At 43.8% G+C, this 26,675-nt stretch carries 26 protein-coding genes; 11 read left to right on the top strand and 15 right to left on the bottom strand.

Going from position 1 to position 26,675, the window contains the following annotated elements; translation table 11 throughout:
- Positions 1-2: 2 nt before the first annotated feature.
- Positions 3-926 (bottom strand): quinolinate synthase NadA, encoded by a 924-nt coding sequence (gene nadA / locus NXR94_RS03560; protein WP_258103198.1) that lies wholly within the window; start codon positions 924-926, stop codon positions 3-5.
- Between the two features lie 280 nt (positions 927-1,206).
- On the opposite strand from nadA, the gene NXR94_RS03565 reads away from it, so the two are divergent.
- Positions 1,207-2,079 (top strand): esterase family protein, encoded by an 873-nt coding sequence (locus tag NXR94_RS03565; protein ID WP_258103199.1) that lies wholly within the window; start codon positions 1,207-1,209, stop codon positions 2,077-2,079.
- 114 nt (positions 2,080-2,193) lie between these two features.
- On the opposite strand, the gene NXR94_RS03570 is transcribed toward NXR94_RS03565, so the two are convergent.
- Positions 2,194-2,826 (bottom strand): hypothetical protein, encoded by a 633-nt coding sequence (locus NXR94_RS03570; protein ID WP_258103200.1) that lies wholly within the window; start codon positions 2,824-2,826, stop codon positions 2,194-2,196.
- Entirely contained in the window at positions 2,827-3,426 is a 600-nt protein-coding gene (locus NXR94_RS03575; RefSeq protein ID WP_258103201.1) for a ribonuclease HII, read from the bottom strand.
- Positions 3,427-3,547: 121 nt separating this feature from the next.
- Here NXR94_RS03575 and NXR94_RS03580 point away from each other — a divergent pair, with 121 nt between their 5' ends.
- Positions 3,548-5,962 (top strand): TonB-dependent receptor, encoded by a 2,415-nt coding sequence (locus NXR94_RS03580; protein ID WP_258103202.1) that lies wholly within the window; start codon positions 3,548-3,550, stop codon positions 5,960-5,962.
- Between the two features lie 7 nt (positions 5,963-5,969).
- Here NXR94_RS03580 and NXR94_RS03585 read toward each other — a convergent pair whose 3' ends face one another.
- A complete protein-coding gene (locus NXR94_RS03585) occupies positions 5,970-6,641 on the bottom strand; it encodes a hypothetical protein (RefSeq protein WP_258103203.1) in 672 nt (223 codons plus the stop codon).
- Between the two features lie 144 nt (positions 6,642-6,785).
- On the opposite strand from NXR94_RS03585, the gene NXR94_RS03590 reads away from it, so the two are divergent.
- The 5 genes from NXR94_RS03590 to NXR94_RS03610 all read left to right on the top strand — a co-directional run bounded on the left by NXR94_RS03590 (position 6,786) and on the right by NXR94_RS03610 (position 9,603).
- The gene (locus tag NXR94_RS03590) at positions 6,786-7,193 is read left to right on the top strand and encodes a hypothetical protein (RefSeq protein WP_258103204.1); all 408 of its coding nucleotides are present in this window, start codon (positions 6,786-6,788) and stop codon (positions 7,191-7,193) included.
- A 36-nt stretch (positions 7,194-7,229) separates the two neighbouring features.
- A complete protein-coding gene (locus NXR94_RS03595; protein WP_258103205.1) occupies positions 7,230-8,579 on the top strand; it encodes a serine hydrolase in 1,350 nt (449 codons plus the stop codon).
- Between the two features lie 17 nt (positions 8,580-8,596).
- Complete coding sequence (locus NXR94_RS03600; RefSeq protein ID WP_258103206.1) at positions 8,597-8,935, top strand: hypothetical protein; 339 nt, start codon at positions 8,597-8,599, stop codon at positions 8,933-8,935.
- A gap of 39 nt (positions 8,936-8,974) precedes the next feature.
- Complete coding sequence (locus tag NXR94_RS03605) at positions 8,975-9,136, top strand: hypothetical protein (RefSeq protein ID WP_258103207.1); 162 nt, start codon at positions 8,975-8,977, stop codon at positions 9,134-9,136.
- A gap of 149 nt (positions 9,137-9,285) precedes the next feature.
- The gene (locus NXR94_RS03610; RefSeq protein ID WP_258103208.1) at positions 9,286-9,603 is read left to right on the top strand and encodes a hypothetical protein; all 318 of its coding nucleotides are present in this window, start codon (positions 9,286-9,288) and stop codon (positions 9,601-9,603) included.
- 65 nt (positions 9,604-9,668) lie between these two features.
- Here the strand turns inward: NXR94_RS03610 and lpdA are convergent, their stop codons facing one another.
- Positions 9,669-11,063 carry a dihydrolipoyl dehydrogenase gene (gene lpdA, locus NXR94_RS03615; RefSeq protein WP_258103209.1) on the bottom strand — a complete coding sequence of 465 codons (1,395 nt, stop codon included), beginning with the start codon at positions 11,061-11,063 and terminating at the stop codon, positions 9,669-9,671.
- 72 nt (positions 11,064-11,135) lie between these two features.
- Complete coding sequence (locus NXR94_RS03620; RefSeq protein ID WP_258103210.1) at positions 11,136-12,203, bottom strand: hypothetical protein; 1,068 nt, start codon at positions 12,201-12,203, stop codon at positions 11,136-11,138.
- Positions 12,204-12,266: 63 nt separating this feature from the next.
- Here NXR94_RS03620 and fabG point away from each other — a divergent pair, with 63 nt between their 5' ends.
- From fabG to NXR94_RS03635, 3 genes are all read left to right on the top strand, one after another.
- A complete protein-coding gene (gene fabG, locus NXR94_RS03625; protein WP_258103211.1) occupies positions 12,267-13,013 on the top strand; it encodes a 3-oxoacyl-[acyl-carrier-protein] reductase in 747 nt (248 codons plus the stop codon).
- A gap of 70 nt (positions 13,014-13,083) precedes the next feature.
- Positions 13,084-15,129, top strand: coding sequence for a hypothetical protein (locus NXR94_RS03630; protein ID WP_258103212.1), 2,046 nt, complete (start codon positions 13,084-13,086; stop codon positions 15,127-15,129).
- A 170-nt stretch (positions 15,130-15,299) separates the two neighbouring features.
- On the top strand, positions 15,300-15,860 hold the full coding sequence (locus NXR94_RS03635; protein WP_258103213.1) for an EF-hand domain-containing protein: 561 nt from the start codon (positions 15,300-15,302) through the stop codon (positions 15,858-15,860).
- Here NXR94_RS03635 and NXR94_RS03640 read toward each other — a convergent pair.
- From NXR94_RS03640 to NXR94_RS03655, 4 genes are all read right to left on the bottom strand, one after another.
- Positions 15,857-16,441: a NifU family protein gene (locus tag NXR94_RS03640; RefSeq protein ID WP_258103214.1), complete on the bottom strand. Its 585-nt coding sequence runs from the start codon at positions 16,439-16,441 to the stop codon at positions 15,857-15,859. The genes NXR94_RS03635 and NXR94_RS03640 overlap by 4 nt on opposite strands.
- Before the next feature lie 68 nt (positions 16,442-16,509).
- Positions 16,510-17,916, bottom strand: coding sequence for a dicarboxylate/amino acid:cation symporter (locus tag NXR94_RS03645; protein ID WP_258103215.1), 1,407 nt, complete (start codon positions 17,914-17,916; stop codon positions 16,510-16,512).
- 15 nt (positions 17,917-17,931) lie between these two features.
- Entirely contained in the window at positions 17,932-19,008 is a 1,077-nt protein-coding gene (gene aroC, locus NXR94_RS03650) for a chorismate synthase (protein ID WP_258103216.1), read from the bottom strand.
- Entirely contained in the window at positions 19,001-20,377 is a 1,377-nt protein-coding gene (locus tag NXR94_RS03655; protein WP_258103217.1) for a BatD family protein, read from the bottom strand. Before NXR94_RS03655 ends, aroC begins: the two co-directional genes overlap by 8 nt.
- A gap of 214 nt (positions 20,378-20,591) precedes the next feature.
- Between NXR94_RS03655 and NXR94_RS03660 the strand changes: the two genes are divergently transcribed.
- Entirely contained in the window at positions 20,592-20,783 is a 192-nt protein-coding gene (locus NXR94_RS03660; RefSeq protein WP_258103218.1) for a hypothetical protein, read from the top strand.
- Positions 20,784-20,820: 37 nt separating this feature from the next.
- Here NXR94_RS03660 and NXR94_RS03665 read toward each other — a convergent pair whose 3' ends face one another.
- The 5 genes from NXR94_RS03665 to NXR94_RS03685 form a co-directional block, all read right to left on the bottom strand.
- Positions 20,821-22,203, bottom strand: coding sequence for a TIGR00341 family protein (locus NXR94_RS03665; protein WP_258103219.1), 1,383 nt, complete (start codon positions 22,201-22,203; stop codon positions 20,821-20,823).
- A gap of 212 nt (positions 22,204-22,415) precedes the next feature.
- Positions 22,416-23,048 (bottom strand): MOSC domain-containing protein, encoded by a 633-nt coding sequence (locus NXR94_RS03670; RefSeq protein WP_258103220.1) that lies wholly within the window; start codon positions 23,046-23,048, stop codon positions 22,416-22,418.
- Between the two features lies 1 nt (position 23,049).
- Complete coding sequence (locus NXR94_RS03675; protein ID WP_258103221.1) at positions 23,050-24,387, bottom strand: PhoH family protein; 1,338 nt, start codon at positions 24,385-24,387, stop codon at positions 23,050-23,052.
- Positions 24,388-24,483: 96 nt separating this feature from the next.
- Positions 24,484-25,122 (bottom strand): helix-turn-helix domain-containing protein, encoded by a 639-nt coding sequence (locus NXR94_RS03680; protein WP_258103222.1) that lies wholly within the window; start codon positions 25,120-25,122, stop codon positions 24,484-24,486.
- Positions 25,123-25,136: 14 nt separating this feature from the next.
- Complete coding sequence (locus NXR94_RS03685) at positions 25,137-26,672, bottom strand: magnesium chelatase (RefSeq protein WP_258103223.1); 1,536 nt, start codon at positions 26,670-26,672, stop codon at positions 25,137-25,139.
- Positions 26,673-26,675: the final 3 nt, after the last annotated feature.

Raw genomic sequence — 26,675 nt, forward strand, 5'->3', positions numbered from 1 at the left:
CGCTATGAAAATTCAAGCATTCGTTTAATGGGTTGATATGCGGCCTCCTGAAGATTTCGGGGCAATTGTATCTCAGGAGTTTCAAGCAGTAAACACTGGTAAATTTTTTCAAGGGTGTTGACCTTCATATAGGAACATTCGCTGCAGGCACAGGTATTGTCTTCCAGAGAGGGCGCAGGAATGAATGTTTTGTCCGGCATTAACCTTTGCATTTCGAACAGAATCCCGGCCTCAGTAGCTACAATGAATTCCTGCGAAGCACTTTGCTGTGCATACCTGATCAATTTGGCGGTGGAACCAATGAATGAGGCTGCTTTCAATACAGGGGTTTCACTCTCGGGATGGGCGATTATTTCTGCCTCAGGATATTTTTGATGAAGCCTCAGCAATTTGTCAATACTAAAGGCTTCGTGTACGATGCAGCTGCCATCCCATAGCACCAGATCTCGTCCGGTAATTTGGGCTAGATGCCTTCCCAGATTTTTGTCCGGAGCAAAGACTATAGGTTGATCTTGCGGGATGGATCGGATTATATTTTCAGCATTGGAAGATGTACATACATAATCACTCATGCTTTTGATTTCTGCACTACAGTTGATGTAGGTCACGACCACGTGATCGGGGTATTGGTCCAGGAAGGCTTTGAACGCATCGGGTGGACAGTGGTCCGCAAGGGAACAACCAGCAGCCAGGTCAGGAAGAAGTACTTTCCTGTCAGGGTTTAAAATTTTGGCGGTTTCGGCCATAAAATGCACCCCGGCAAATACTATGATATCGGATTCCTGCTCTGAAGCCTTTCTGGCCAGTTCCAGGCTATCACCCACAAAATCTGCAAGTTCCTGAATGGCGTCCTCCTGATAGTAGTGCGCCAGGATAATGGCATTTTTCTCTTCTTTTAATGCTAATATTTTCTCCCTCAGAGACATCTCAATCGGTTTAAGCACATAACCTTCCGTAAACCGAAAAACAATTCCGGTTGAGCCTACAAAGGTCTTCCTGATTGTCAGATCCAGTTATGATGAGGATCAGTAGACGCTGTGAGAAAGTTCAGCTAGGTTGAGATATGGGGTTTAATAAGTGGTGTTTTGATCAAGCCATTCCTCTCTAAGGCCGGGAATCACTTTTGATAGATTATGTAGGTCATATTAAAAGCTAAGTGCTGACCAGTCATGGACAATGGATTTCTCTTTTTACTATCTTTATTCAATGCGAAACCTCATCTGTCTATTGATGCTTGCTGTGGGTATCAGTACATATTCTCAGGGCAATCTCCAGGAGAGCCTGAAAATCAAAAGCAAAAGCCTAAACAAAACCGTGGAATACAGTGTGTATCTCCCGCAAGATTATGACCAGTCAAACCGAAAATACCCGGTGCTGTACCTTCTACATGGATATTCTGATGATGAGACCGGGTGGACACAATTCGGTGAAGTGAAAAAAATAGGCGATGCCCTGATCTCTGATCTGGAAGTGACGGATATGATTATTGCCATGCCGGATGCCGGGCTGGATTTTTATTTTAATTCTTACGATGGAAAAATCATGTATGAAGATTTTTTCTTTAAGGAGTTTATCCCCCATATCGAGACGCAGTACCGGGTGAGGGCTGAAAAGCAATTCAGGGCTGTGGCAGGTCTTTCCATGGGTGGACATGGAGCAATGCTTTATGCGTTTAAACACCCGGATATGTTTGCTGCAGTAGGCGCTTTGAGTGCTGCAGTTTTGACCAGGGAGTTTGTCCTTGAATCATCCGATGAGGAGTACAACAAGTATTTAAGGCATTCGTTTGGTGAGAGAAAAGGGGTCGGAGAGGAGCGGATCACAGCATATATGAAAGCAAATAACCCCTTGTTTATGCTCGAAAACGATGACGTTGAGCCATTTAAGACTGTTAAATACTATATAGACTGTGGTGACGATGACTTCCTGATCAAGAACAACATGGAACTTCATGCGCTCATGCTTGACAAAAAGATCCCTCATGAGTTTCGTGTACGAGATGGTGACCATAACTGGACTTATTGGCGCACCGCACTGCCGGAGGTGCTCAAATTTATCTCATCAAGCTTTCATAGGTAGTAGAAACATCCGTGCATGAGTTATGAAGTTGGAATTCAATTCTCTGGTATTCCGGTTGGATCCTTATGAATCAATCTGCATAGCCAAGCGATTGCGGGGTATGTGTGGTTCCAACTAACGACGTTTCAGAAGCCGGGCTAAATTCTTTTGTGCACGTTTGATATGACTCGGGCTGGTGAGTTCAGGGTGTCGTTTCTCCACGATGGTAATGAGCGACCTGAGGTCCGAAGGCTGGATCACCTCCATCCATTTTTCAGTGTACATCCCAAATTGATTATCTGGCGCTTTAATCAGCTGCTCCCGGATGAGTGGCTTGCATTCATCCCGATAGCGCTCATCAGTATAAAGACCTACCAGAATTTTAAAGCCCTTATCTCGGGTGATGACACTGCCCTCATCCATGATCTGCAGAATCCGGGGGAGGTGATCAAAGGTCTTTTCGGGATGGTAATGGGTGATTTGGCAAAAGGCACTCATGGCTATCCAGACTATTTTGTTTGTTTTATGAGTGAGTAAGGGAACAAGGTCATCAAAGAGGTCACGGATCAGCTCCGGGTCATTTTCCCCAACCACCTCCAGTACCTTCAACGCATCGAAAAGGATATTGGTACTTTTGTGTTGGAGCAGGGCCTTCAATTCCCCAATAGCCAGTATGTCGTTGCTTTGTACGATCTCCTGAGCGAGGACCTTGTTGGGGTCTTGGTCCAGTCGTTCTTGTGAAGAGGCTAATCTGGAAAGGACGTCCATCTATTTGAAAAGTTCCAATTGTCTTGGCAGTAGCTGAAAGCTCATGCGGTGAAGCGGGGTAACTCCTTGTTCACGGATGGCATTGCGATGAGCTACGGTGGGGTAGCCCACATTCGTTTCCCAACCGTAACCCGGGTATTGCTCGGCTGCCGCTCTCATAAGGTCATCACGATGGGTTTTCGCCAGAATAGAGGCCGCCGCTATTGAATAATATTTTCCGTCACCCTTTATGATGCATTCGTACGGTATATCACCCTGGGTGCGGAACCGGTTTCCGTCGATCAGCAATAATTCCGGTTGCTGTCCCAGCATCTCCACTGCCTTGTTCATTGCCAGGAAAGACGCGTTCAGTATATTGATTTCATCAATTACTTCCTGAGAGACCTCCGCAACGGCATAGGCGATCGCTTCTTTTTTGATCATTTCCATTAACCCTAGCCGCTGGGTTTCCGTTAATTGCTTCGAATCATTCAAGAGAGGATCGCTAAAATCCTTTGGGAGAATTACAGCAGAGGCTACCACGGGGCCTGCCAGACATCCACGTCCGGCTTCATCGCAGCCTGCTTCTATTTTGTTCTCATCAAAGTACGATTTGAGCATAGGTAAAATTAGGTCAAAGGAATTAGATGAGGGAATACATTTTTATGAGCGCATGCAACCCTCAATAAAAAATTTGATCATTTTGCAGACCAAAATATTTTTTAAGCACGCATCTCTTGATATGAGAACATTCACCTGTCTAATTGCTTTGATGTGCCTGACATTAACAACGTTGGCGCAGGAATTTACACAAACTATTAAAGGCCGTGTTGTTGATCAACAATCCAAAAGCCCGGTAATTGGAGCCACTGTCCTGATCAAGGATTCAGATCCTCTCATGGGTGGCACAACTGATTATGAGGGTTATTTCCGTATTACAGAGGTTCCGATCGGTCGTTTGACCCTCGTTTTTTCATCCGTCGGTTATGAAAGTAAGTCCATTCCGAATGTTATTGTCGGCTCAGGGAAGGAAACGATATTGGAGATCGAACTGATTGAATCACTTACCCAGATGGAAGAAGTGGTTATTGTCGCAGATAAACAGGCCAAGGGGCAGCCATTAGATGATATGGCGAGTGTCAGTGCCATTTCGATGAGTGTGGAGGAAACCAGCCGATACGCGGCGACTTTTGATGATCCGGCTCGGGCAGCCTTGTCACAGGCAGGTGTCAGTGGTGGTGGGGATGATCTCCTCAATGAAATAGTGATCCGTGGGAATTCTCCAAAAGGGTTGCTATGGCGACTGGAAGGGGTAGAGATTCCTAACCCTAATCATTTTGCGGAGGTAGGGTCCTCAGCGGGAGGTATCAGTATGTTGAGCGCCAATGTTTTGAGCAACTCAGATTTTTTTACCGGAGCCTTTCCGGCACAATATGGTAATGCCTACTCAGGTATTTTTGATCTGCGCATGCGCAATGGAAATTTCGATAAGCGCGAGACTACTTTTCAGGCCGGTATGTTAGGGATTCAGGCCTCATCCGAGGGGCCGTTTAAAGGAGAATCCAATGCATCCTATCTTTTTAACTATAGGTACTCAACCCTTGGCCTATTTTCGGCCATCGGTTTGGATATTCTTGGAGAAGAGGAGGCGATTTCTTTTCAGGACTTGTCTTTTAAGCTTAACCTCCCCACTAAGAAAATGGGCACCTTCTCCGTTTGGGGCCTTGGAGGAATCAACACTTACACGGGGAAATACTACAACTTCTACGATTTTTCGCAGGATTCGGCCTATGCAGCCACTTATTTTAGTCAATTCGGATACGACGAAGATTCCACTGCACTCTATCGCAGCTTTGAAAAGGAGAAGCAATATATGGGGGCTACAGGGGTGACCCACACGATTCACCTAAATCCTAACCTGTACATTCAGTCCGTTTTGTCTGTCACTGCTCAAAACATTCAGGGTCGATACGACTCCATGAGAGTCAGGGTGATTGAAACAGAGGAAATGCTGGAAACTGCGGTTCGCTTTTCCACCTACTTAAACCAGAAGTTTAATGCGAAAAATACGATGCGCATTGGTCTGATTGCAAGCCGACTAAATTTTGACCTGTACAATGAAGAGTGGTGGCGTGGAGATGGCAAATACACGGTGCTTCTAGATGAAAGTGGTCACACTTACTTTTATCAAAGCTATGTACAATGGCAGCACCGACTTAACGAGAATGTGACGATTAACACAGGTGTACATGGCTCCTGGTTTGCATTGAATGGAAACACCTATCTGGAGCCGCGAATCGGAGCACGCTGGCAGTTAAACTCCAATTCCGTGATCACAACGGGGTTTGGTTTGCATAGCCGTATGGAGTCACTTTCACTTTATAAGTCTCAGTATGAGCTTTCTGATGGGAGTTATGTGCAGGAAAATAAGGATCTGGGATTTTCTCGTGCTGCCCATGGGGTGATAGGCTTTGAACGCATGTTACGCTCAGACCTGAGGCTGAAGACCGAGGCTTATTATCAATATCTGTTTGAGGTGCCGGTTTGGGCATCAGATACTGTATCTGATCCATACTTGCTTACCTTGAGTGCATTGAATGAATATGATGGTTACACTGCCGAAAAGTTGGTGAATGAGGGGACAGGAAGAAATTATGGAGTGGAGATTTCCCTGGAGAAATTTTTTGTTCGTGATCGGTACTTTATGATCAATGGCTCCTTGTACCAATCAAGGTATACGGGTATCGATGGTGTGGAACGAAATACAGTTTTCAATGGAAACTATATTTTTAATGCACTTGGAGGAAAGGAATTTAAGTATGCGGGAGGACAAAAGATCCTTAACCTCAATATGCGCTTTATCTATTCGGGAGGTAAGCGAGAAGCTCCGATCCTTTTTCAGCAATCTCAGGAAGCAGGATATACAGTAAGGGATTATGACCGAAATAATACCGCCAAGATGAACGACTACTGGCGCATTGATTTGGGTGCAAGCTACAAGGTCAACAGGCAGTATGCAGCTAGCGTGATCGCCCTGAATATCCAGAATGTATTTGCAGTGACCAATGAATATGGTAGATACTATGCAGATGGGAAAATTTACTCGGCCTCGCAGCTGGGTTTCTTTCCGAATATCAGCTATCGGGTGGAGTTTTAGGTATGAACTATTCAGGTATGAGGTTGACCTGAATGCCGCTCTTGATGGCCTTTCTTGTGAGAGTGTCCGTTTGGTATTGAGGTACACTGGCAATGAAGGTGATAGTTTCTTCGAGAGTTTCTACGCTGCAACACCCATCCCAGCTACAGTCATAAGTTATGGTCTCTCCATTATTGAGCATCCGAACTTTTATGTTATGATGTGTTATGGCTTTGCCCGTATGATAGTCATAAAAGCAGATAATGACTTCCTCTTTGCTGAGCAATTGAAAAATGACGAAAAAAAAGCCAAGCGTCAGTATTACTATGGCCGGTATCACGTAGAATACCCGATTCGATCCGTCTTGAGCTAAGGGTGTTTCGGCCGAAGTAACGTTATCTCGGTAGTTTAGAGAGATTTGATACTTGAAATCTGCCCAATCCCGGTAGCCGGCATACTGCGAGAGGAAATTTAACACGTCAATCCTTGGCAGTTGCTCATTTTCCGATTTCATGTGGGTATAGAACCATTTCGCACTAATGTTTTGCCTTTGTTTGGATAGCAGGTCTTCCTGGAACTTGGTGATTTCATGTCCTTTCCAGTTAGCCATCTTGTCCGGCATGCCGGGATGAGATCGCTGCATCACTTTAACGATTTTGCTTTTGAGCAATCCAAAAAGGTCAGATTCAGCCGGCTCCATAATATCGGTTAGGGTGATGAAAAATAGGCATTGAGTTCTTATACATAGATTTTACAACTGTTTTACAAGCGTTATGCAACGGGATAAAAATCTTAATATCTAACTTAATCTAAGGCAAAGGCTCCTTCTAAATTTAACATAGTTATGAAGAATCTATCAAATTCGACACGTATTCTACTATGGTCAGCCAGAATCTGGGGTAGCCTAATTTTGGCCTTCATCCTGCTTTTTGTATTCGCTCATATCTACGGAGCCATTTTTGAAGGCCGACAGGGTAATGGTTTCCAGGGGCCAGAAGAGATTTTTATGTTCGCATGTTTTCCAGTTTCTACGGTTATAGGTCTAATTATTGGATATAGGAGTGAACTAACAGGAGGCCTTATTTCTACTTTAGCTATGGTATGCTTGTTTACTTCATTTTTTGTGACGCAAGAGTTCAGTTTGCATCATTTTATTGAGGATACTGGTATCTTTTTATTCGGAATATTACCACCTTGTCTCCTCTATCTGTCTTATGGAATTATGAAAAGGAGTATCACCAAGGTCCACTAGCATATGAAGAAAATGCTCAAAATCATTCTTTTGTTGATGCCCATTGTTTTAATGTGTGTCTTTTTATGGCTTTACTTAAATGTCTTCCCGGGGATTAGCGGCTATGGTGCCAAAAATCTTTGTTCGGCCATTTATCTTCAGCACCGGGAGTCATCTGATGTTATTCAGGAGGATCTTTCCCATTTTCCTGTTTCACTGGGTGCCTTCACCTGGGATTCAGAAGATGCTTCAACAACCGGTTTTGTATGGGGATTGGCAGGTAGGAAAGCCATTTACAGAAAGGAATGCGGATGCACATTGGTTAATGACTTTGAGGAAGCTACGATCAGGGCCCAAAAAATTGTGATCCCAAAGCCTCCGACAATCAATAAAGATTCTATTCTCTGGCCGGTTGGTGACTTTGTTGAGCAACAAGCACTGCCGAATGTGGATTATCAGCAATTGAACACAGCGATTAAAGATGTGATGAGGGAGCAATCAGAGAATGGTCATTTTGCAGACACCCGAGCAGTTCTCGTGCTCTTTGATGGAAAGATTGTCGCGGAGCACTATGCCGATGGTTATGACAAAAACACGGTCATGTTAGGTTGGTCTATGTCTAAAACGCTTACTGCTGCGATGGTGGGCATACTGGTAAAGCAGGGCAAATTATCTGTTGACGATCAAGCGCCGGTACCAGAATGGTCAGATAATGAAAAAGGAGCCATTACGATAAAGCATCTGCTTCAACAAACCTCAGGGATTGATTTCGTGGAAAATTATGCCCGACCAAGCAATGTGATCCAGATGCTGTTTAGTGAGGGGGACATGGCAGCCTATTCAGCCGGATTAAAATTGATTCATGAGCCTGGGACATCCTTTAATTACAGTAGTGGGAATACCAATATTCTTAGTCGGATTATCCGAGATCAGGTAGATGAGGATGATTATGCTTCTTTCCCTTTTGAAGAGTTGTTCTATAAAATCAATGCGTATAGCTTTTTGTTGGAACCTGATGCGTCGGGAACTTACGTGGGATCAGCGTATAGCTATGCCACAGCAAGAGATTTTGCCCGGGTTGGACTGCTCTATTATAATAATGGAGCATGGAATGGGGAGCAAATCCTACCTGTGAATTGGGTCACGGAAAGCACCACTCCTTCGAGCGCTGATAAATTGAAGCAGCACGGGTACCAGTTATGGTTAAATGGATACGATAAGGAAAACCCTAACCAGCGAAAATTCCCGGATGTTCCGCAGGATATGTATTATATCGATGGGTATGGAGGACAGCGGGTATTCATTATTCCGTCCAAAAAACTGGTGGTTGTTCGTATGGGTTTATTCGAGATCGATGCTAATGCTTTTTTGAAGAAGGTACTGGAATGCTTTGATGAAGTTGGTTAGGTCAAAATGATATAGAAATGAACACCTTTTATTCACTCACTTTACCACTTAGCCTTCTCTTTTTGAGCACCTATTGCGAGGGATGGAACTCACTGGAGATTATCAATTGCACCGATCAGCCTGCTACCGTGCTGACCTATGCTTCTGAAGATTATCTGGTGAACAATCCTTTAGACTACTACAATAGTAGGGATCCGGAGGTTTGTATCAGTTTTGATAATGCAGATTTTGCCCACTGTCAAAGCTGTTATTTTCAGATGTGGTATAAAACCAGGGGAATCGTGGAGGTAAACGAGAATACCCTATCATTTCAATTGCAACCCGGCGATTGTATGACCATAGCTTATTCTATGTGATTGTTTTTTCCTTCCGCGATACAGGAACCATCTCTTTTCATGGACAATCTGACGATTATAAACGGCCAGGACTCAACTTTGGCATCGATCCGAAAGGCAATTCTTGAGCTTCAGGATGAGGAAAAATTTGAATATGAGAGTAAGTATGAAAGTATTGCAGGAACGTTTAACCGAGAGAAGAGAAAGATTCTGATAAAGTAAAATCACAAGTATCGACTGTTGTTGACACTTAATGAAATGTTGTACCAATTAACCCCTACCATCATGATTGAGCATGTACACAAACACATCACTTCTGAGTTGCATCAGAATACGAAAACGGATATCATTTTATCATCACCTCGATAGCTTTGAACTTGATCATACTGGCTGTCAACGCCGGAATGTCTCATGAATCAAGATCTAATCAAACGATGTTGGTCGTAATGATGCTATTTGTGACCCTACTGATCTTGATTAATGTCGTAGTGATTTTCGGCCTGACCAAAGGGAAGCAAACAAGACAGAAGCTACTGAATGGTTTGTTGGAAATGTATAAGGATCAAAAGGTTGAAAAGTACTATGATCTTAGTCTTTTAGGAAATTATTATACGCGGTACAATTTGTTTATGATGGTAGTAGTATTGACTGGGATCACAGCGATCGTGGTGCCGTTTGTTTTAAGGTAGTTATATGACACAAAAAAGCCGATTGCGTTAACAACCGGCCTCTAAGATTTAAAACGAGTTTTTTATTACAGGTGAATCACCTCATCGTAAGCCGCTGCTGCAGCTTCCATCACTGCCTCAGACATGGTAGGGTGAGGGTGAACAGATTTGATGATTTCATGGCCTGTGGTCTCGAGGTTTCTGGCAACAACCGCCTCAGCGATCATGTCAGTCACACCTGCACCTATCATGTGGCAACCTAACCACTCACCGTATTTCGCATCGAAGATCACTTTTACGAATCCTTCTTTTGAACCGGCAGCAGATGCCTTACCTGATGCAGAGAATGGGAATTTACCCACTTTGATTTCGTAACCTGCTTCTTTGGCGGCTTTCTCCGTCATACCTACTGAAGCGATCTCAGGAGTACAGTAAGTACATCCAGGGATGTTTCCATAGTTCAATGGATGAGGGCTCTGACCTGCAATTTTCTCCACGCAGATAATACCTTCTGCAGAGGCTACGTGTGCCAGCGCCGGGCCATGTACGATATCACCGATGGCGTAAACACCTTCGATGTTGGTTTTGTAATAGTCATTTACAAGGACTTTGCCTTTGTCGTGCTTAACACCAAGATCTTCCAGGCCAAGGCCCTCAAGGTTGGTAGCGATACCTACAGCAGAAAGGACAACGTCACACTCGATCTTCTCTTCACCTTTCTTGGTCTTCACAGTAACCACACAGCCTTTTCCTTTGGTGTCTACGTTGGTTACTTCGCTGGAAGTCATGATTTTCATGCCCTTCTTCTTGAAGCTGGTTTCAAGTGCTTTACTTACCTCTTCATCTTCAACCGGCACCACGTTTGGAAGGAATTCTACTATTGTGATCTCAGTTCCTAATGAGTGATAGAAGTAGGCAAATTCTACACCGATCGCACCGGATCCAACCACAACCATTTTTTTAGGTTGCTTGTCAAGTACCATCGCCTGTCTGTAACCGATGATTTTTTTACCATCGATCGGAAGTGCAGGAAGTTCTCTGGAGCGAGCACCTGTAGCCAGGATAATGTTTTTCGCATCATAAAGGGTTTTCTTTCCGGCATCGTCAGTCACCTCAACCTTCTTACCTTTTGCCAGTTTTCCAAAACCCTTAATGACCTCAATTTTATTCTTCTTCATCAGGAAGGTCACCCCCTTGCTCATGCCATCAGCAACACCACGGCTTCTTTTCACCATGCCGTCGAAATCGGCCTCAGCTTTCTGAATTTTGATCCCATAATCCTCCGCATGCTGCGTGTATTCAAAAACCTGTGCACTTTTCAACAATGCTTTGGTCGGGATACATCCCCAGTTCAAACAGATTCCACCTAGCTCGGCACGTTCTACTACAGCTACTTTCATTCCTAGTTGAGAAGCTCGAATTGCTGCTACATACCCGCCTGGACCACTGCCGATGACGATAAGATCATATTGAGATGCCATATCTGATAAAGTTTAATGCTTAGTTAATCGAGCCGCAAATCTAAGTCCTGAAGGCAACAAATAAAATTGTAATTACAACATGCATCCCACATGGTGCCACATCCAGACATTTTTTATTGCGCGAACAGCATTATAAAGGACGATCAACCATAAGATCACCTCAGATCCGTATTTTAATGGCTTATGCCGGTGACTAATATCAAAACATTTAATTCCAACAACTAAAAACAGGGGATAGATCACAGAGAGATAGCGTTCATGTTCTTCGGCCCATTCCCGCTCAAAGAAGAGTCGAATGAAGATGTAGCAAGATAGAATGACAAGCGGTAATCGAACGCCTTTCAGTTTTCCGGTTATCAGGTAGGCAATCACTGTGATTATTATGCCAACGCAAGCCATTGTGGCCCAAAAAGGAACAATCCAACTTCCGATAGTATCCATTTGGTACAGCACATTTTGAAAGGAAAAGTCGATAGAAGGTCTTTCCCCGATGAGGTTCGGTAGTCCGAGGTTTCCATAGAAAGCAAATATGAGCAAACCTAAAACTGAAGTCAGGACCCATTTGAGTTTATTTTCAGAGAGGATAGTCCAGATAAGATATATGGCAATAGCTAGTCCAACGATCATTCCCGCTTTACGTGCCATAATCAGAAGGATCACACTTAAAAGAAGTATTGCAATGTTCCCTGAATTCATATTCTTTTCCAGACGAATGGCCGAGTAAACCACCAACAAGAAAATAAGAAAGAACAATGCTTCTGTCCATAAAAAACTAATCCCCATTAACATCGGGGTATTAAAAGCCATAAGCAGTCCAAAGGCCAGCCATCTAGATCGCAGGGTGAAAAGCTCTTTGGTCATACAGAACCACAGGGTTGCTGAAGCAGAAAAGCATAAGATATTGATGATTGACATAATCCGGCATCCATTTTCAGGTATTCCGGACAATAGTATGATCAGAAGACTTTGCGGCAATCCATGATCTGACAAGAATGCCCAAAGGCCCTTACCTGATAATTGTCCTGCTTCCTTCAGATAGTAGCAGCTGTCAGCAGTATACCCTATACCATGCCAGTTAGAAATTAAAGCGAGTGCCGAGGATAATCCAAATATTATTAAAATTGCGCTCCGGTCTTTCATTACTGGCTTCAGGATGAGGGAAGACTAAGATTTGTTAACAAGCTGACTAAAAAGTCTCAATTTATGAAAATACTAGAAGGAAAAACCGCCCTGATCACCGGGGCTTCTAAAGGAATCGGTAGATCAATAGCCTTAACATATGCTGAAGAGGGTGCCAACGTTGCATTTACATACTTGTCAAGCGTGGAAAAAGGTGAGGCACTTGTAAAAGAATTGGAAGCATTTGGCGTCAAGGCAAAAGGATATCGTTCTGATGCTTCTGATTTTGCTGCCGCTCAGGAATTGATTGACGGAGTGGTTGCAGATTTTGGTTCTCTTGATATCCTTATCAACAATGCTGGAATCACCAGGGATAATCTACTTATGAGGATGACTGAGGAAAGCTGGGATGAAATCATGCAGGTTAACCTGAAATCTTGTTTTAATACTGTAAAAGCCTCTGCCAGAACTTTCATGAAACAGAGAAGCGGTTCTATCATCAATATGTCTTCTGTTGTCGGTGTGAAAGGTAACCCGGGACAGTCTAACTACGCTGCATCAAAAGCTGGTATCATCGGTTTTACAAAGTCTGTAGCGCTGGAGCTTGGTTCCCGAGGTATTCGATGCAATGCGGTTGCGCCAGGCTTTATCGAGACCGAGATGACCGAGGTATTGGACGAAAAGGTAGTTCAAAGCTGGAGAGATGCGATTCCTTTGAAAAGAGGCGGTCAGCCGGAAGATGTTGCGAACGCATGTGTATTTCTAGGATCAGATATGTCCGCTTATATTACAGGGCAAACCATCCAGGTGGATGGCGGTATGTTGACCTGATAACCTAAACAATATTCTTTCAGAAGCCGTTTGCAACACCTGTGCCTGTAAACGGCTTTGTTTTTTTAATATGGAAAATAGCTGGTATTCTTTAGAAGTTTCTTTGGGATGGGTGTTGTTAACCCTGGTGTTGGCAGCAGTATTGGCGTATTTTCTTTATGCTCAAAAACAGGTCCCCTGGTCCCGAAATCAAAACCTGATATTGGGCTTTTTTCGCATGATGTCAGTTTTTCTCATCGCGCTATTATTGCTGAACCCACTTTTAAAGCTATCTGTCAATCACACCGAGATGCCCAAAGTGATCCTTGCAATAGATAATTCCAGGTCAATGACAATGAGGGGAGCTGTAGGTCAGGATGCTGACCTGTCTGCCTGGGTTGGAGGAGCGTTTCAGATGTTATCAGAACAATATGACGCAACCTTGATTGGGATGGACGGATCTGAATTGGATACCATTCGTTTTGATGGTCAGGTTACGAATCTATCCGGGATGCTGCAGAATATTGCTGCCAATTATGAAGGAGAAAATGTAGCTGCTGTTGTCCTTGTTTCGGATGGCATTGTCAATTCTGGACTCCTTCCGCAGTATGGGCAATATACTTTCCCTATCTATGGTATAGGTGTTGGAGATACCACCATGCCCAAAGATCTTTCGATCAACTATGTTAAAAATAACAAGGTCGCCTACCAGGGAAACCAGTTTCCGGTGAGTGTCCAACTTAGGCAAAATGGTTTTGATGGGCAGACGGTACGACTTGAAGTTCGAGAGGGGAGCACTCTGAAAGCTGAAAAAAATGTCAGGCTTGAATCCCCTTTGACCTCGATCAATTTTAATCTTAAAGCTGATGAAGCCGGATTGAAAAGGCTAAAGGTATTGGTATCAAGGTTGTCTGGAGAGTCATCCACACAAAATAATCAGCAGGATGCCTATATCAATGTGGTAGAAGGAAAGGAGCGAATTCTGATCATGGCTCCGGCGCCACATCCGGACATATCAGCTATCAGAAGGGTTTTGGATGAAGCCGCCAATTACGAGACGGTGCTGTATATTCCTGGAATTTCAGAGTCTGACTTAGCAGGCGAGTTTGATGTCCTCATTGAGCATCAGGCATTTGCTTATAGCAGATATCCTAAGGTAAAGGCAGGTGGAAAATGGTATATTATCGGCTCTCGCAGTACCCTTGGATTACGTCGAAATATCAGCTTTTTGCGGATTAGCCAAAGAGGAGGACAGACCGACAACGTGGTGCCAATCTATAAGCCGGAGTTTTCCTTGTTTACCTTAAATGCAGAGGAGTTGGAGCACCTGAAGCAATATCCACCATTAAATGTGCCTTTTGGTCAGTACACCCTGTCGGGACCCGTTGAGGTGTTGTTATCACAAGGTGTTGGATCTGTGGATACAGACAGGCCGTTGATGATGTACTATGATGATGGCACTGATAAGCAGGCCATAACCGTCGGCACCGGCTTCTGGCAGTGGAGACTTCAGGAGTTCGGAAGCCATGGAGAGGCACCTTTATTCAAGGAGTTGATATTAAAAACTATCCAATACCTCAGTATCAAGGCGGATAAGAAACGATTCAATGTGAGGCCTAGACAACAAACCTTCACTGAGAATGACCGGATTTATATTGATACGGAAGTATATAACAATGTATATGAACGTGTTTATGGTAATACGATCGATTTGAATCTTATTAATGAGGAGGGGGAAGTCACTAATTACCAGCTGATTGATAGTGAGTTGAGTAATTATTTTAACCTTGGGAGGCTCAAGGCTGGAGTATATCGTTATAAGGCCGGAACTACCGTAGGAAACAAGCAAATAACAGAGGAAGGGGAGTTTGTGGTCCGTTCAATTCAACTTGAAGCACTGAATTTACAGGCTGATCATGATCTTTTGAGGGCTGTTTCGAGAAATACGGATGGTAAGTTTTTCAAATGGGAGGAACGCGAAAACCTCAAGCAGACGCTGCTCAATGCTCATTTTCCGGGTGTGATTCATACAGAAAGCGACTTAATGCCCCTAATTAACAGTCTATGGCTGATTGCCTTCATTATGCTTTTATTGTCTGTGGAATGGTTCTTAAGGAAATACTGGGGCGCCTATTAAGGCAACAATCTCCTATTTCGAGAAAATAGCTCATTTTGTCCGTAGGCATTTTTTGGGGTTTCATCGTTTAAAAAGTCCTATTCACCGAAAATATCAACAGTGAATGTCTTTATTGAATAACTTATTAATCTGATTATTAGATTGATAGAATTCACCTAATACCGCCTGCGATGATCAGTACTATTCAGAAAAAGAAAATTCTGCTTTTATTCGACGTTCTGGACATTAACAAGAATGGCGAGCTGCAGCCCGATGATTTCGAGCGAGTTGCGACTAAGATCAGTGATGTCAAGGGATATTCTGAGCACTCAACGAACAGGCTTAATCTAAAGGTGAAATCTTTCAGGCTATTCATCCAGTTACTTACGGATATGCAAAAGGAAGAAGCCTCCATCTCGAAGGAAGAATGGCTATACGTATTTGAAAATGTGTTGCTTCCTAATGAGCGCAAGATCAAAGGCTATGTGCACCGTACCGCGGCTTATATTTTCTCCCTGTTTGATAGCAACGGAGACAGGGTTGTTTCTCTCAATGAATACCTCAATATGTTTAGTGTATACGGCCTGGAGGACGAGTACGCTATTATTGCATTCAAGAAATTAGATCTGAATGGTGATGGCGTATTGCAATTCTATGAAGTGGTGCAGGCCTTCTACGACTTTTTTCTATCAGATTCAGAAACTGTTCCGGGCAACTGGATCTTTGGTAATTTTGATCTGGTAGAGGCTTAAACTCCTTCCGCGACAACTTCCTGAACTTCCGGCACCATTTTTTTCAAAAGGGTTTCAATACCGGCTTTCAAGGTTACCGTAGAAGATGGGCACCCTGAACAAGAACCTTGCAAGATCACTTTCACCACGCCGTCATCATAAGAACCAAAGCTGATGGCACCTCCGTCCATTTCAACAGCCGGGCGGATGTACTCATCCAGAATCCCTTTGATTTTTACTTCAACATCTGAGTCATCATCGCTCACCTTGTGGTCTTCCTGAACTTCTTTTTCTGTCAGGATCTGACGTCCATCCTCCAAAAATTTCTTAATGTGATTTTGGATGTCGGTTTTTACCTCATACCAATCCGTCGCATCGTCTTTGGTGACTGTCACAAAATTGCTCATGTAGAATACCCGCTTCACATACGGGTAATTGAAAAGTTCTGAGGCCAAAGGCGCTTCTGTAGTAGAGGCCTTATCCGGGAAATCACGGCTGACACCCTCAGGTAGCAACATGAAATTCAAAACAAACTTCAATGAGTTGGGATTCGGGTTGGACTCGGTATATATATTGATGACTGGTTTATCAGTAGCTTCCATTGTTCTTCAGTGTTATGAATCTATTTAAACACAAAGTTGGGATATAAGTTCGGAAAACCGATAGGTATTTAGTCCTTTCTTAACTCGTCCTCACTCCCGGCAATAATGGTTGCTACAGTTGCATCCCCTGTAATGTTAGCTACAGTCCGGGTCATATCGAGAATACGATCCACTGGGAAAATAATAGCGACCCATGCAGGATTCAGTCCTACGGTTTGCAGGATAATGATCAACATCACCAGGCTGGCTCCGGGTACTGCTGCGGTACCTATTGATCCCATGGTGGCAGTCAAAACGATTGTAAGCTGCTGAGCTAATGAGAGGTCGACAAGGTGAACCTGGGCCAGGAATACCGTAGCTATTGCCAGGTAAAGGCTGGTGCCATCCATATTCACAGTGGCTCCTATCGGCAGAACGAAGCTGGATACATTTTTAGAGACACCCATTCCTTCTTCAACGCACTCCATTGTTACTGGCAGGGTCGCCGCACTGGAGCTGGTAGAAAAGGCCAGGAATTGAGCAGGGCTAAGAATCCTGAAAAACTTCTTGTATTTCATCCCTTTGATAAAGAGCCTTGCTAAAAGTGGATAGAAGGCAAAAAGCATAAATGATAGCCCCAGAAGTACAACAATGGTATAAGATCCCAATCCCTTAAAAATCTCAAAAACCTCAGAAGGGCTGTTGGCCATTTTTGCCACTACCCCAGCCAATAGTGCAAAAACAAAGAAAGGTGCAGCTCTCATGATGGTGTCCACCATTCTCAGGAAGACCTCATTGATGGAAGAAATAAAATTCTTCACCGGAGCACCCTTGTCGTCCGGAACCACTGCCAGGGTTATACCAAAAAAGATGGCAAAAAAGATGACCTGCAGCATGAGCTGGTTGTCCGATATGGACAAAATGATATTTTCCGGAACCATGTCCACCACAAACTGTAGTGGCGGTTCTTCTTTTTGTTTTTTCGCAACTGCAACCTTTTCCTCAACATTTTGTTGAGCTTCTTCGAGTTCACCGCTGGCTACAAGGGCTTCAGCCATTTCCCGGTACTCGGGATCAGCTAAAAAGTTTTTACCATCTTTTATTTCGACTCCCGCACTCTGCGTCCAGATCTCATAAGAGATTCTGTTTTTGATCCTTTGGGAATCATCCATATGGGTACCGGGAGCGATAAAGTTGACAACCAATAGACCAACAGTAATGGCGCTAACAGTGGTCACCAGATAAAGTGCCAAAGTTTTAGCTCCCATCCTTCCAAGGGAGGAGGTATCGTTGAGTCCCGAAACGCCATCAATGATTGAGAACAGAACCAGCGGTACAGCAATAAACTTTAGCAGCCTGATAAAAATCTGACCAAATGGGTCTATCCAGTCAATGGTAAACTGGTTCCAGCCAAGGGAGCTGGACAGAAATGCCCAGAGAATTCCCAAAACAAGTCCAATAATAATTTTTACGTGCAGTGGGAGATTTTTCATCATGGGAGGCTGTTTCGATTAGATCTTGTTTGTTCGGGCGATAAGATAATAATCAGCGATGACTAATGCAGCCATGGCTTCCACGATCGGTACTGCACGAGGAACAACGCAAGGATCATGTCTTCCTTTTCCACTGACGGTAACGGCCTTTCCCTCTTTATCAACGCTGTCCTGATCTTTCATAATGGTGGCTACAGGCTTAAATGCCACATTGAAATAAATGTCTTCACCATTGGAGATGCCACCCTGGATTCCTCCTGAAAGATTAGTCTTGGTTCTGATCTTGTCTCCATCATTGAAAAATTCATCGTTATGCTGCGAACCCTTCAGTTTGATGCCTTCAAAGCCACTACCATACTCAAATCCTTTAACGGCATTGATGCTTAGCATGGCCTTCCCAAGTTCAGCATGTAGACGGTCAAATACCGGTTCGCCCAGACCAACTGGTACTCCCTGAATAACACCGGTCACCACGCCACCGACGGTATCCTGGCTTTTTCTTACGTCATCTATGTAGTCATACATCTTTTGAGCCATCTCAGGATCCGGACATCTAACGTCGTTGGTCTCTGTCAAAGCAAGGTCAAGTTCAGTGTATGGCTTACTCAGTTGTAATTCTCCCACCTGAGAAACATATGCCTGGAAGGAAACACCTACTTCTTTCAGCATCAGCTTGGCAATGGCTCCGGCGGCTACTCTTGCAGCTGTCTCACGTGCAGAACTCCGACCTCCACCTCGATAGTCTCTGACACCATACTTTTGCTCGTAAGTATAATCGGCATGTGAAGGACGAAACTTATCAGCGATATGTGAGTAGTCTTTACTTTTCTGATCCTTATTGCGGATCAACAGGGCAATTGGTGTTCCCGTGCTGACGCCTTCAAATACTCCGGAAAGAATCTCTACCTGGTCTTCCTCCTTACGTTGGGTAGTGATCCTGGATTGACCGGGCTTCCTTCTTGCCAGTTCATTTTGAATAAAATCCAGGTCGATAGGAACACCCGCCGGACAGCCGGATATGGTGGCGCCAATGGCAGGCCCATGTGATTCTCCAAATGTTGTGATGGAAAAGATTTTTCCGAAAATACTACCCATTCGATTTCTTGCGGATTGCGATTAATGCTGTCAGCACTAATAAGGTTAAAATTAAAATGTTTGCAAAAATACGAATCCACGGGTTTTCTTTGAGTGGAGACAGTTCATTATTTTCAAATTCGATGCCATCGTAAAATGTTCCCATGTCATTTGACATGATATATTCGTTCTTGCGGCTTTCTCCAGTGACCGTTACTGTTTGTCTCGATTGTAATGTATCGTAAGTGCCTTTAGCAGGGTTAAAGAAAATCCAGTTGAAATAATCCCCTAATTTGTAAGTCCCGGGTTCGTTTGGAATACCATAATAACTAAAACTCTTGGTTCCTTTCACTCTGCCGTTTGCCCTTGTGATATCCTGCTTAATATTCGGAGCGTAGATGTCGAAGTGACCTGATTCAGGTATCGCAGGCGCTTCGATGGCACTGATATTCCCTTCGCCGAGGATGTTGAAGGTGTAGCTGAAACTTTGTCCAGTCTGTAATTCCAGTTCACTGATTTGCTCTGCCATGCGATAGTTTCCTACTGCTACCTGATCACGAAGCGGATGAGGGGGGAGCACTTTGACCTTAACCCTCTTGGTGCGAGAGGAGAAGGTTTCAAAATCTTCCTGACGGTTGCGGCCAAAGAAAGTCGGGTTTTTAGCCACTTTATATTTAATGACCTTCAGATCAATTGAAGGGAAATCGATGGGTTCCTCATTAAGAGGATAGTAGGTCGCTTGGAAAAGCTTGAATTGGTTATATTTTTTTCCACTGATCGTGACTGGCTCACCTTTGATATCATCAATGTTAAAATTTTCTTCCCAGGTGTTTGCTGGTTTAATGTCTTTGACAATCTCCGAAAGCTGATTGACCAGGTCATAAAACCGCATATTGGCCTGGTTCGTCTCCGCTACATAGAATGCCAGGGTTGTGGTAAAGCCCTCTCCAACATACACTTCAGATTTGTCTGTGGTCAGAGCTAAAAAAGCGTCGGCTTTGACGTCGATAAACTCTTGGGGAGTATCATTTCTGAATACATCAAAAGGGTCATAAAATGGATCTCTTCTTTGTTGCTGTTGTTGCTGGGCTGGCCCCACTTTGACACTTGACCCAGACACTTTAAATTCTTTTCCATTGACTTTCAGGGTAAACGGAGCAATGGTAAACGTGCCTTCTCTTTGTGCCTGATAATTTTGTGTAATACTCTGGCTACTAGCCATTTGTCCGTTAGTGAACGTTGTAGAGGAGCTGGAAGAAGTACCCCTCTTGATAAAACCTTCAATATCCGGGAACCCGGAGTAATCCCTCAATCGCTCATTTTTTAGCGTCAGGGTAATAGTAAAATATTCGTTTAGAGCGATTTCTCGCTTATTATAATTTACAGACACCTCTTGGGCGTGAATTTTTGTTAGGAAAAAACAAAAAATTAAGTAACTTACTAGTCTTGCTCTCGTAAGAATCATAGCACCACGGGAAACCTTTACTGAGGAATTAATATTAATCGAAAAAAGATTTAATTAAATAATCTTCAGGAAAACCTGACTTCAAAAGAGAACGTCAAATTTACATTGTAGTTATCATCTTTAACAAAATTTAGCGGATATGTTAGAGTACTTCAAAACCGTCTTATCAAAAGTAAGTTTCGACGATATTTTGTTCGAAAAGGAACTTCTCAAGGCGATTTCTTCATTGAATGATGAAGAAGTATCTACATTAGAAGATTGGTGCTTCGAGAACTATGAAGATCGGTATGGGCCGGTGCTCATCAAGTGCTTCGCTTCTCAGGCAGCATGAATAAGAAACCCCGGACAACCCCCCGGGGTTTTTTGTTTTATTTCAACACTACCACCAAAGAGTCCGCTTTGGTCCTGACGGTTAACCATTCTTCGATTTTAGCAATGTCCCTTCTGTAAGGCGTACGGGTGAATGACAGCACTGCATAGCAAACAGTGTCTTGATTTTGATTGGTCATGTCACCGATGGAGATGGTTTTAAGCGTAGGGTATTGGATAGATAGCTCTTTGGAGATATCCGTTATTGGATAGCGCTTAGATCTCAGCTTAAAAAGCTCCTCTTCCAATACGGCAATCTGGTCATCTTTTGATTTGATCTGTTCCTCGCTTTGAGAGTAAAGGTCATTGAGAATATCTAGTTTCAGAGAGGCACTCATACGTTCAAATTCCTCTTTGGTTTCTTCACTTCGATCTTCTTCATACCCCTGGCGGATTACCAATTCGGCCTCCCCGAGCTTATAATTTTTCATTCTTCCCTCCAGCTCTTTGATCTCCTCATCAGTAAGTGGCTTTCCGTACAGAGTTAAGTTAATGATCCCCTTATTTTCCTGGATGGCGTATTCCTGATTGATGACATAAGTTTCTTCAAAAGCAACTTCTGTTGACACGAAATGACGGGCATTTTGCTCAAAGAGGGTTCTTCTAACGACACCATAAGCCAGATAAACACTAGGAATAATTGTGATCAATACAAAGGCGAGGATGTATGACTTCACCTTACGTTCTGCGGCCGGACTCTCAAATTTCTTTTTCGGGTACTTCAGAGCCCGTACGATGAGGAAGGTGGCCACACTTATTAGTACACTGTTAATGAAGAACAGATAAAAGGCTCCAATAAAGAAATACCAGTTTCCATTGGCGAGACCGTATCCCGCTGTACATAGTGGCGGCATGAGGGCCGTTGCAATCGCAACACCGGGAATGGCATTTGATTTTTCCTTTCGTGAGCCTGCTACGATACCAGCAAGACCACCAAAGAAGGCAATGAGCACATCCCAAAGAGTAGGCTCTGTTCTGGCCAGCAATTCATTTTGAGCCTCATGAAGGGGTGTTATCCAGAAATACAGTGCCGAAGTAAGTACACTGGCAAGAACTGCTACACTCAGGTTTTTAAAGGCCTTTTTGATGAGCTCAAAGTCGTTGATTCCTGCTCCCAGTCCTACGCCGATGATCGGTCCCATGAGCGGGGAAATTAACATGGCACCTATGATCACTGCCGTGGAATCGACATTTAGGCCGATAGAGGCTATAAAGATCGCGAAGATGAGAATCCAAAGATTGGCTCCCTTAAACTCAACTCCTTTTTTGATTTCATTGATTGTGGTCGATTCCCGCTCCTTATCCTCATGGAGGTTGAAACGTTCATTCATGAATTGCCGGAAGGCAATCACCAGTCGAGCGGCAGCGTTGTTATTACTCATTTGCTAGATATGACTAAATAAGCATATGTTTTGTTTGATCAGCAATCAAATTGGGCTAGTAAACGAAGCGTCCAAAAAATTTTTAGTGCTGAATGTGCTGTTGAGAATATTATTTTTCAACCGATAAAAATAAAGCGTTATAGAGCTGATCTAATACCAAATAAGCAAAAAAAAGATGTGATCATTAACCACTTGTTTTTCTGGTATTGGTATTAAAAACTGTAGGCTTTTTGAAGATCCCTTTTTGCGCTTTCCGCCAGCGTATCAATTGTCAGAATATCTCCGATTATCTCAGGTTGTGGATGGCGTTTGTAAAGAAGCTGAAATACATCGCTGATGCTAAACTCACTTCCTTTTACCTCTAAGATCATTTCATCACCGGGCTTCACAATTCCCGGCTCAATCACCCTTACGTAGACACCGGAGTGTCCAAGTGAAATAAATTCCTTGAGTGCTTTCTGAGTACCCATGCGGATTCCGAATTTGAAGCAGGGCTGTCTGGGTTCTGAGACTTCCACAAGGGCCGTTCCCAAACGATATCGGGAACCAATAAATACCTCCCTTTCCTGCAACCCCTCAACGGTCACGTTTTCCCCGAACATGCCCCAATCCCAGTTCAGTTTTGGGTATCGTTTTTTCCAGGTAGGATAAGGATCAGCCGAGTAGAGGTAGCAGGCCTTGTCAATACCCCCATGATATCGTCGGTCAACTACATGATCCTGCTCAACATCTGTGGCTCCAAGGTGGATTTCGTCTACCGGGTGTTTGAAAATCCCGGTTTCAACTATTCTGAATCGCCATTGAACCTTCTTCCTTTCCCCCCGATTGACGGAAACGACTTTCATTTTAAAGTAATTCGTTTGCCAGGTTGGCCAACTCCGATCGCTCTCCTTTTTCCAGGGTAACATGAGCGTACATTGGATGGTCCTGGATGCGGTCAATCAGATAGGACAAGCCGTTACTTTGTGAATCCAAATAAGGTGTATCGATCTGATGAATATCCCCAGTAAAAATGATCTTGGTGTTTTCCCCTGCTCGAGTGATGATGGTCTTGATCTCATGTGGAGTCAGGTTTTGCGCCTCATCTACGATGAAGAAAATGTTACTCAAGCTACGTCCCCTGATATACGCCAATGGAGTGATCAAAAGCTTTTCCTTATTCACCATTTCGGTGATGTTCTTAAACTCCTTATCCGTTTCTTTGTATTGATTTTGGATCAGCTTCAGGTTATCCCAAAGCGGCTCCATGTACGGGTTGAGTTTTGATTTGATGTCACCAGGCAAATAGCCGATGTCTTTATTGCTCAAGGGTACAATTGGTCGGGCAAGGTAAATCTGCTTATAGGCGCGACGTTGCTCGAGCGCTGATGCCAGCGCTAGCAAGGTTTTTCCAGTTCCTGCCACTCCATTGATACTCACCAGCCTAATGTTTGGATTGAGCATGGCATGGATTGCAAAGGTCTGCTCGGCGTTTCTTGGTTTGATATTGTAAACGGAGGTCTTGTCAACCTTATCCAGGTATTTTGTCTCCGGATTATAATAGGATAGTACCGAGTTTTTATCGCTTTTCAGGATATAATAACTATTGGCAATCGCTTTTTTGGTTTTCAGAATATTTTTTCTCGGAACCGCGCCATCCTTAAACAGGGTATCGATTTCAATTGAGTCCACGCCATCCACCTCATATTTACCGGTATGCAGCGAGCTGACGTTTTTGATCTTTCCTGTTTCGTAGTCCTCCGCAGAGATATCCAGTGACTTGGCTTTGAGGCGTAGATTGATATCCTTGCTGACCAGGATCACCGTCTTGTTTTTTTCGGTTTCCTTCAGCGCCAGGGCGGCATTGAGAATCCGGTGGTCGTTCTTATTATCACCGAAAACTTTTCTGGCATCCACGGTGCTGTCCGATTCCATCAGGACCTTAAATTTTCCTTTGGATTTCCCATTTAAAGGGATCCATTCCTGGAGCAGATGTCCGGCAGCCAGTTTATCCAGCAATCGGGTAAATTCCCGTGCTTCAAAGTTCTTGGTATCGTTTCCTTTTTTGAAGTTATCAAGTTCCTCAAGTACCGTGATCGGGATTCCTACATCATGTTCGGCAAAGTTGAGGATGGAGTCATGTGAGAAGAGAATTACAGAGGTGTCAAGGACAAAAATCTTCTTTTCTTTCGCGCTCTTAGCCATATGTTGTCGTCGAGTATCGTGTAAACTAGGTGGTGATTGTAATATAAGAGAATTGTTTTCTTTCTGATATCAAAGCAGATGAAAAATTGGGAAAATTTATTCCGCTGCCATGTACCAGTCTTCCGATTCTCTAGGGAGTATTTTGAGGGCATTAGCCAGCACCATTTGTATCAGGATTTGGGATGATGGCTTGTAGTCCAATCCGGTCATTTCCTGAAACTGGGGCAACGTGATATGGCCATTATCATGAAGAAATCGGAAAAGTCTACTTTCGTTTTCTCCGTAGGAAAATTGAACATCCTTTGGAGCGTTGTTGAATTTTAAAATTTTTCTGATTTCGGGGCTGGCCTGGATGGAACGATCCTTCACTCGGACGAAGGCCTTGCCATACCTGTGAGATTTCTTTTCAAAGGCATAATAGGGCTTGTTTTGACCGGGGTGGATGTAATAGCAAATGACAGCCCGCTTTTCATTGAGACGGATTAAATGAGTATCAAAGTCAACCTTTGGTCGGATAAGATCTCTGAAGGCTTTCTGCATAATAAAGTCCTCTTCTTCAGGGTATTTGAGTCCGGGGATAGTTTGGTTATCGTCTACTCCGACCAGCAGGTATCCACCTTTGGAGTTGGCAAATGCCACCACCTCTTTGATCACCTTTTCCGGGTGCACGATCTTTCGTTTGAATTCTACCGTCTCATCCTCGCCCTGGTAGACTAATCGTTTTATCTTCAACAAATCCATGGGATTGACTAATATAAGTCATCGTCATCATTTTCATCATCTTCCTCGTTTTCGGACATCGAAAACATACTGCTCAACAGATCCTTGAATTGCATCCCACGTTCCAAATAATGCTTGCTCAGCATGCTGTATTCGGCCAGACCGTGTAAGGCAAACTCCATCAGAAACAACTTAAATTCTCGAGGATGTTTCCCATTGGAATGAATAACCAATTGTTCGAGTCCGGGAACCTTATTCAGCTCTGATTCATATTCCTGAAGGCTATAATCATTGATCAGATCAATCATATTTCCTTCCCCAAACCAGTCGGTGATTTCTTTGTACGGATTTTTATCAGCTTTTGATTTGCGACTTTTTTCAGGATCCGGAAAATACTGAACGAACTGCGTTCTGATTGCCTTTCCGATCAGCGTTCTTGCCACGATTCCGGCTCCTTCCTGTTCGCCTTCATAAACCAACTCTACCTTCCCTGTGATGGCGGGGATCACCCCCATAAAGTCGGAGAGTCTTGAGAAGGTCGATTTCTCACCGGACTTCAGGAGTCTGAGTTCTGCCGCACCTATGAGGCTTTCATAAGCTGAAATTGTCAGTCGTGCGGATACTCCACTTTTGCTATCCACATATTCACTTTCACGCGCTTCAAACGCGATCTGCTCAATGAGGTCTTTCATCAGGTCAAAGACTACCACCTTATCCGTCTGATCTTTTTCTAAGCGAGCCTCCTGTTCAGTAATTTTTTTGCCTACCTCAATGCTTTTGGGGTAGTGAGTAATGATCTGGCTGTCGATCCGATCTTTGAGCGGAGTGACGATACTTCCTCGATTAGTATAGTCCTCGGGATTCGCAGTAAAAACAAATTGAATATCCAACGGGAGTCTAAGTTTGAATCCCCTAATTTGGATATCACCTTCCTGAAGGATATTGAAAAGGGCTACCTGAATGCGGGCCTGAAGATCAGGTAGTTCATTGATCACAAAAATGGCCCGGTGTGATCTTGGGATAAGTCCATAGTGGATCACCCGTTCATCGCTGTAGGGCAGTTTTAAGCTGGCCGCCTTGATTGGGTCGACATCACCAATCAGGTCAGCGATAGTCACATCAGGAGTTGCCAGTTTCTCAGTATATCTCTCCGAGCGATGAACCCATTCTACTTTCGTATCATCTCCATGTGCTTTGACTTCGTCTTGCGCATATTTCGATAATGGTCTCAAAGGGTCGTCGTTTAGAACGGAACCTGCCACAACGGGAATATATTCGTCCAGAAGCGAGGTCATCATCCTTGCAATCCGGGTTTTCGCCTGTCCCCGGAGACCAAGAAAGTTGATGTTGTGTCTGGCCAGGATGGCTCGCTCTATATCCGGGATGACAGTGTCTTCGTATCCCCAGATACCTTCGAAAACATTATCCTTTTTCTGCAACTTTTGAATCAGGTTCTTTCTTAGCTCATCTTTAATGCCGATGGGCTCATACCCTGATTGTTTGAGTGCCCCGAGCGTAGTTATTTTGAGTAGCTCTTTAGCTGTAAGTTCGTTGTATGGCTTCATCCT

The sequence above is a fragment of the Marinoscillum sp. MHG1-6 genome (assembly GCF_024714475.1).
Classification (GTDB): Bacteria; Bacteroidota; Bacteroidia; order Cytophagales; family Cyclobacteriaceae; genus JAMZMI01.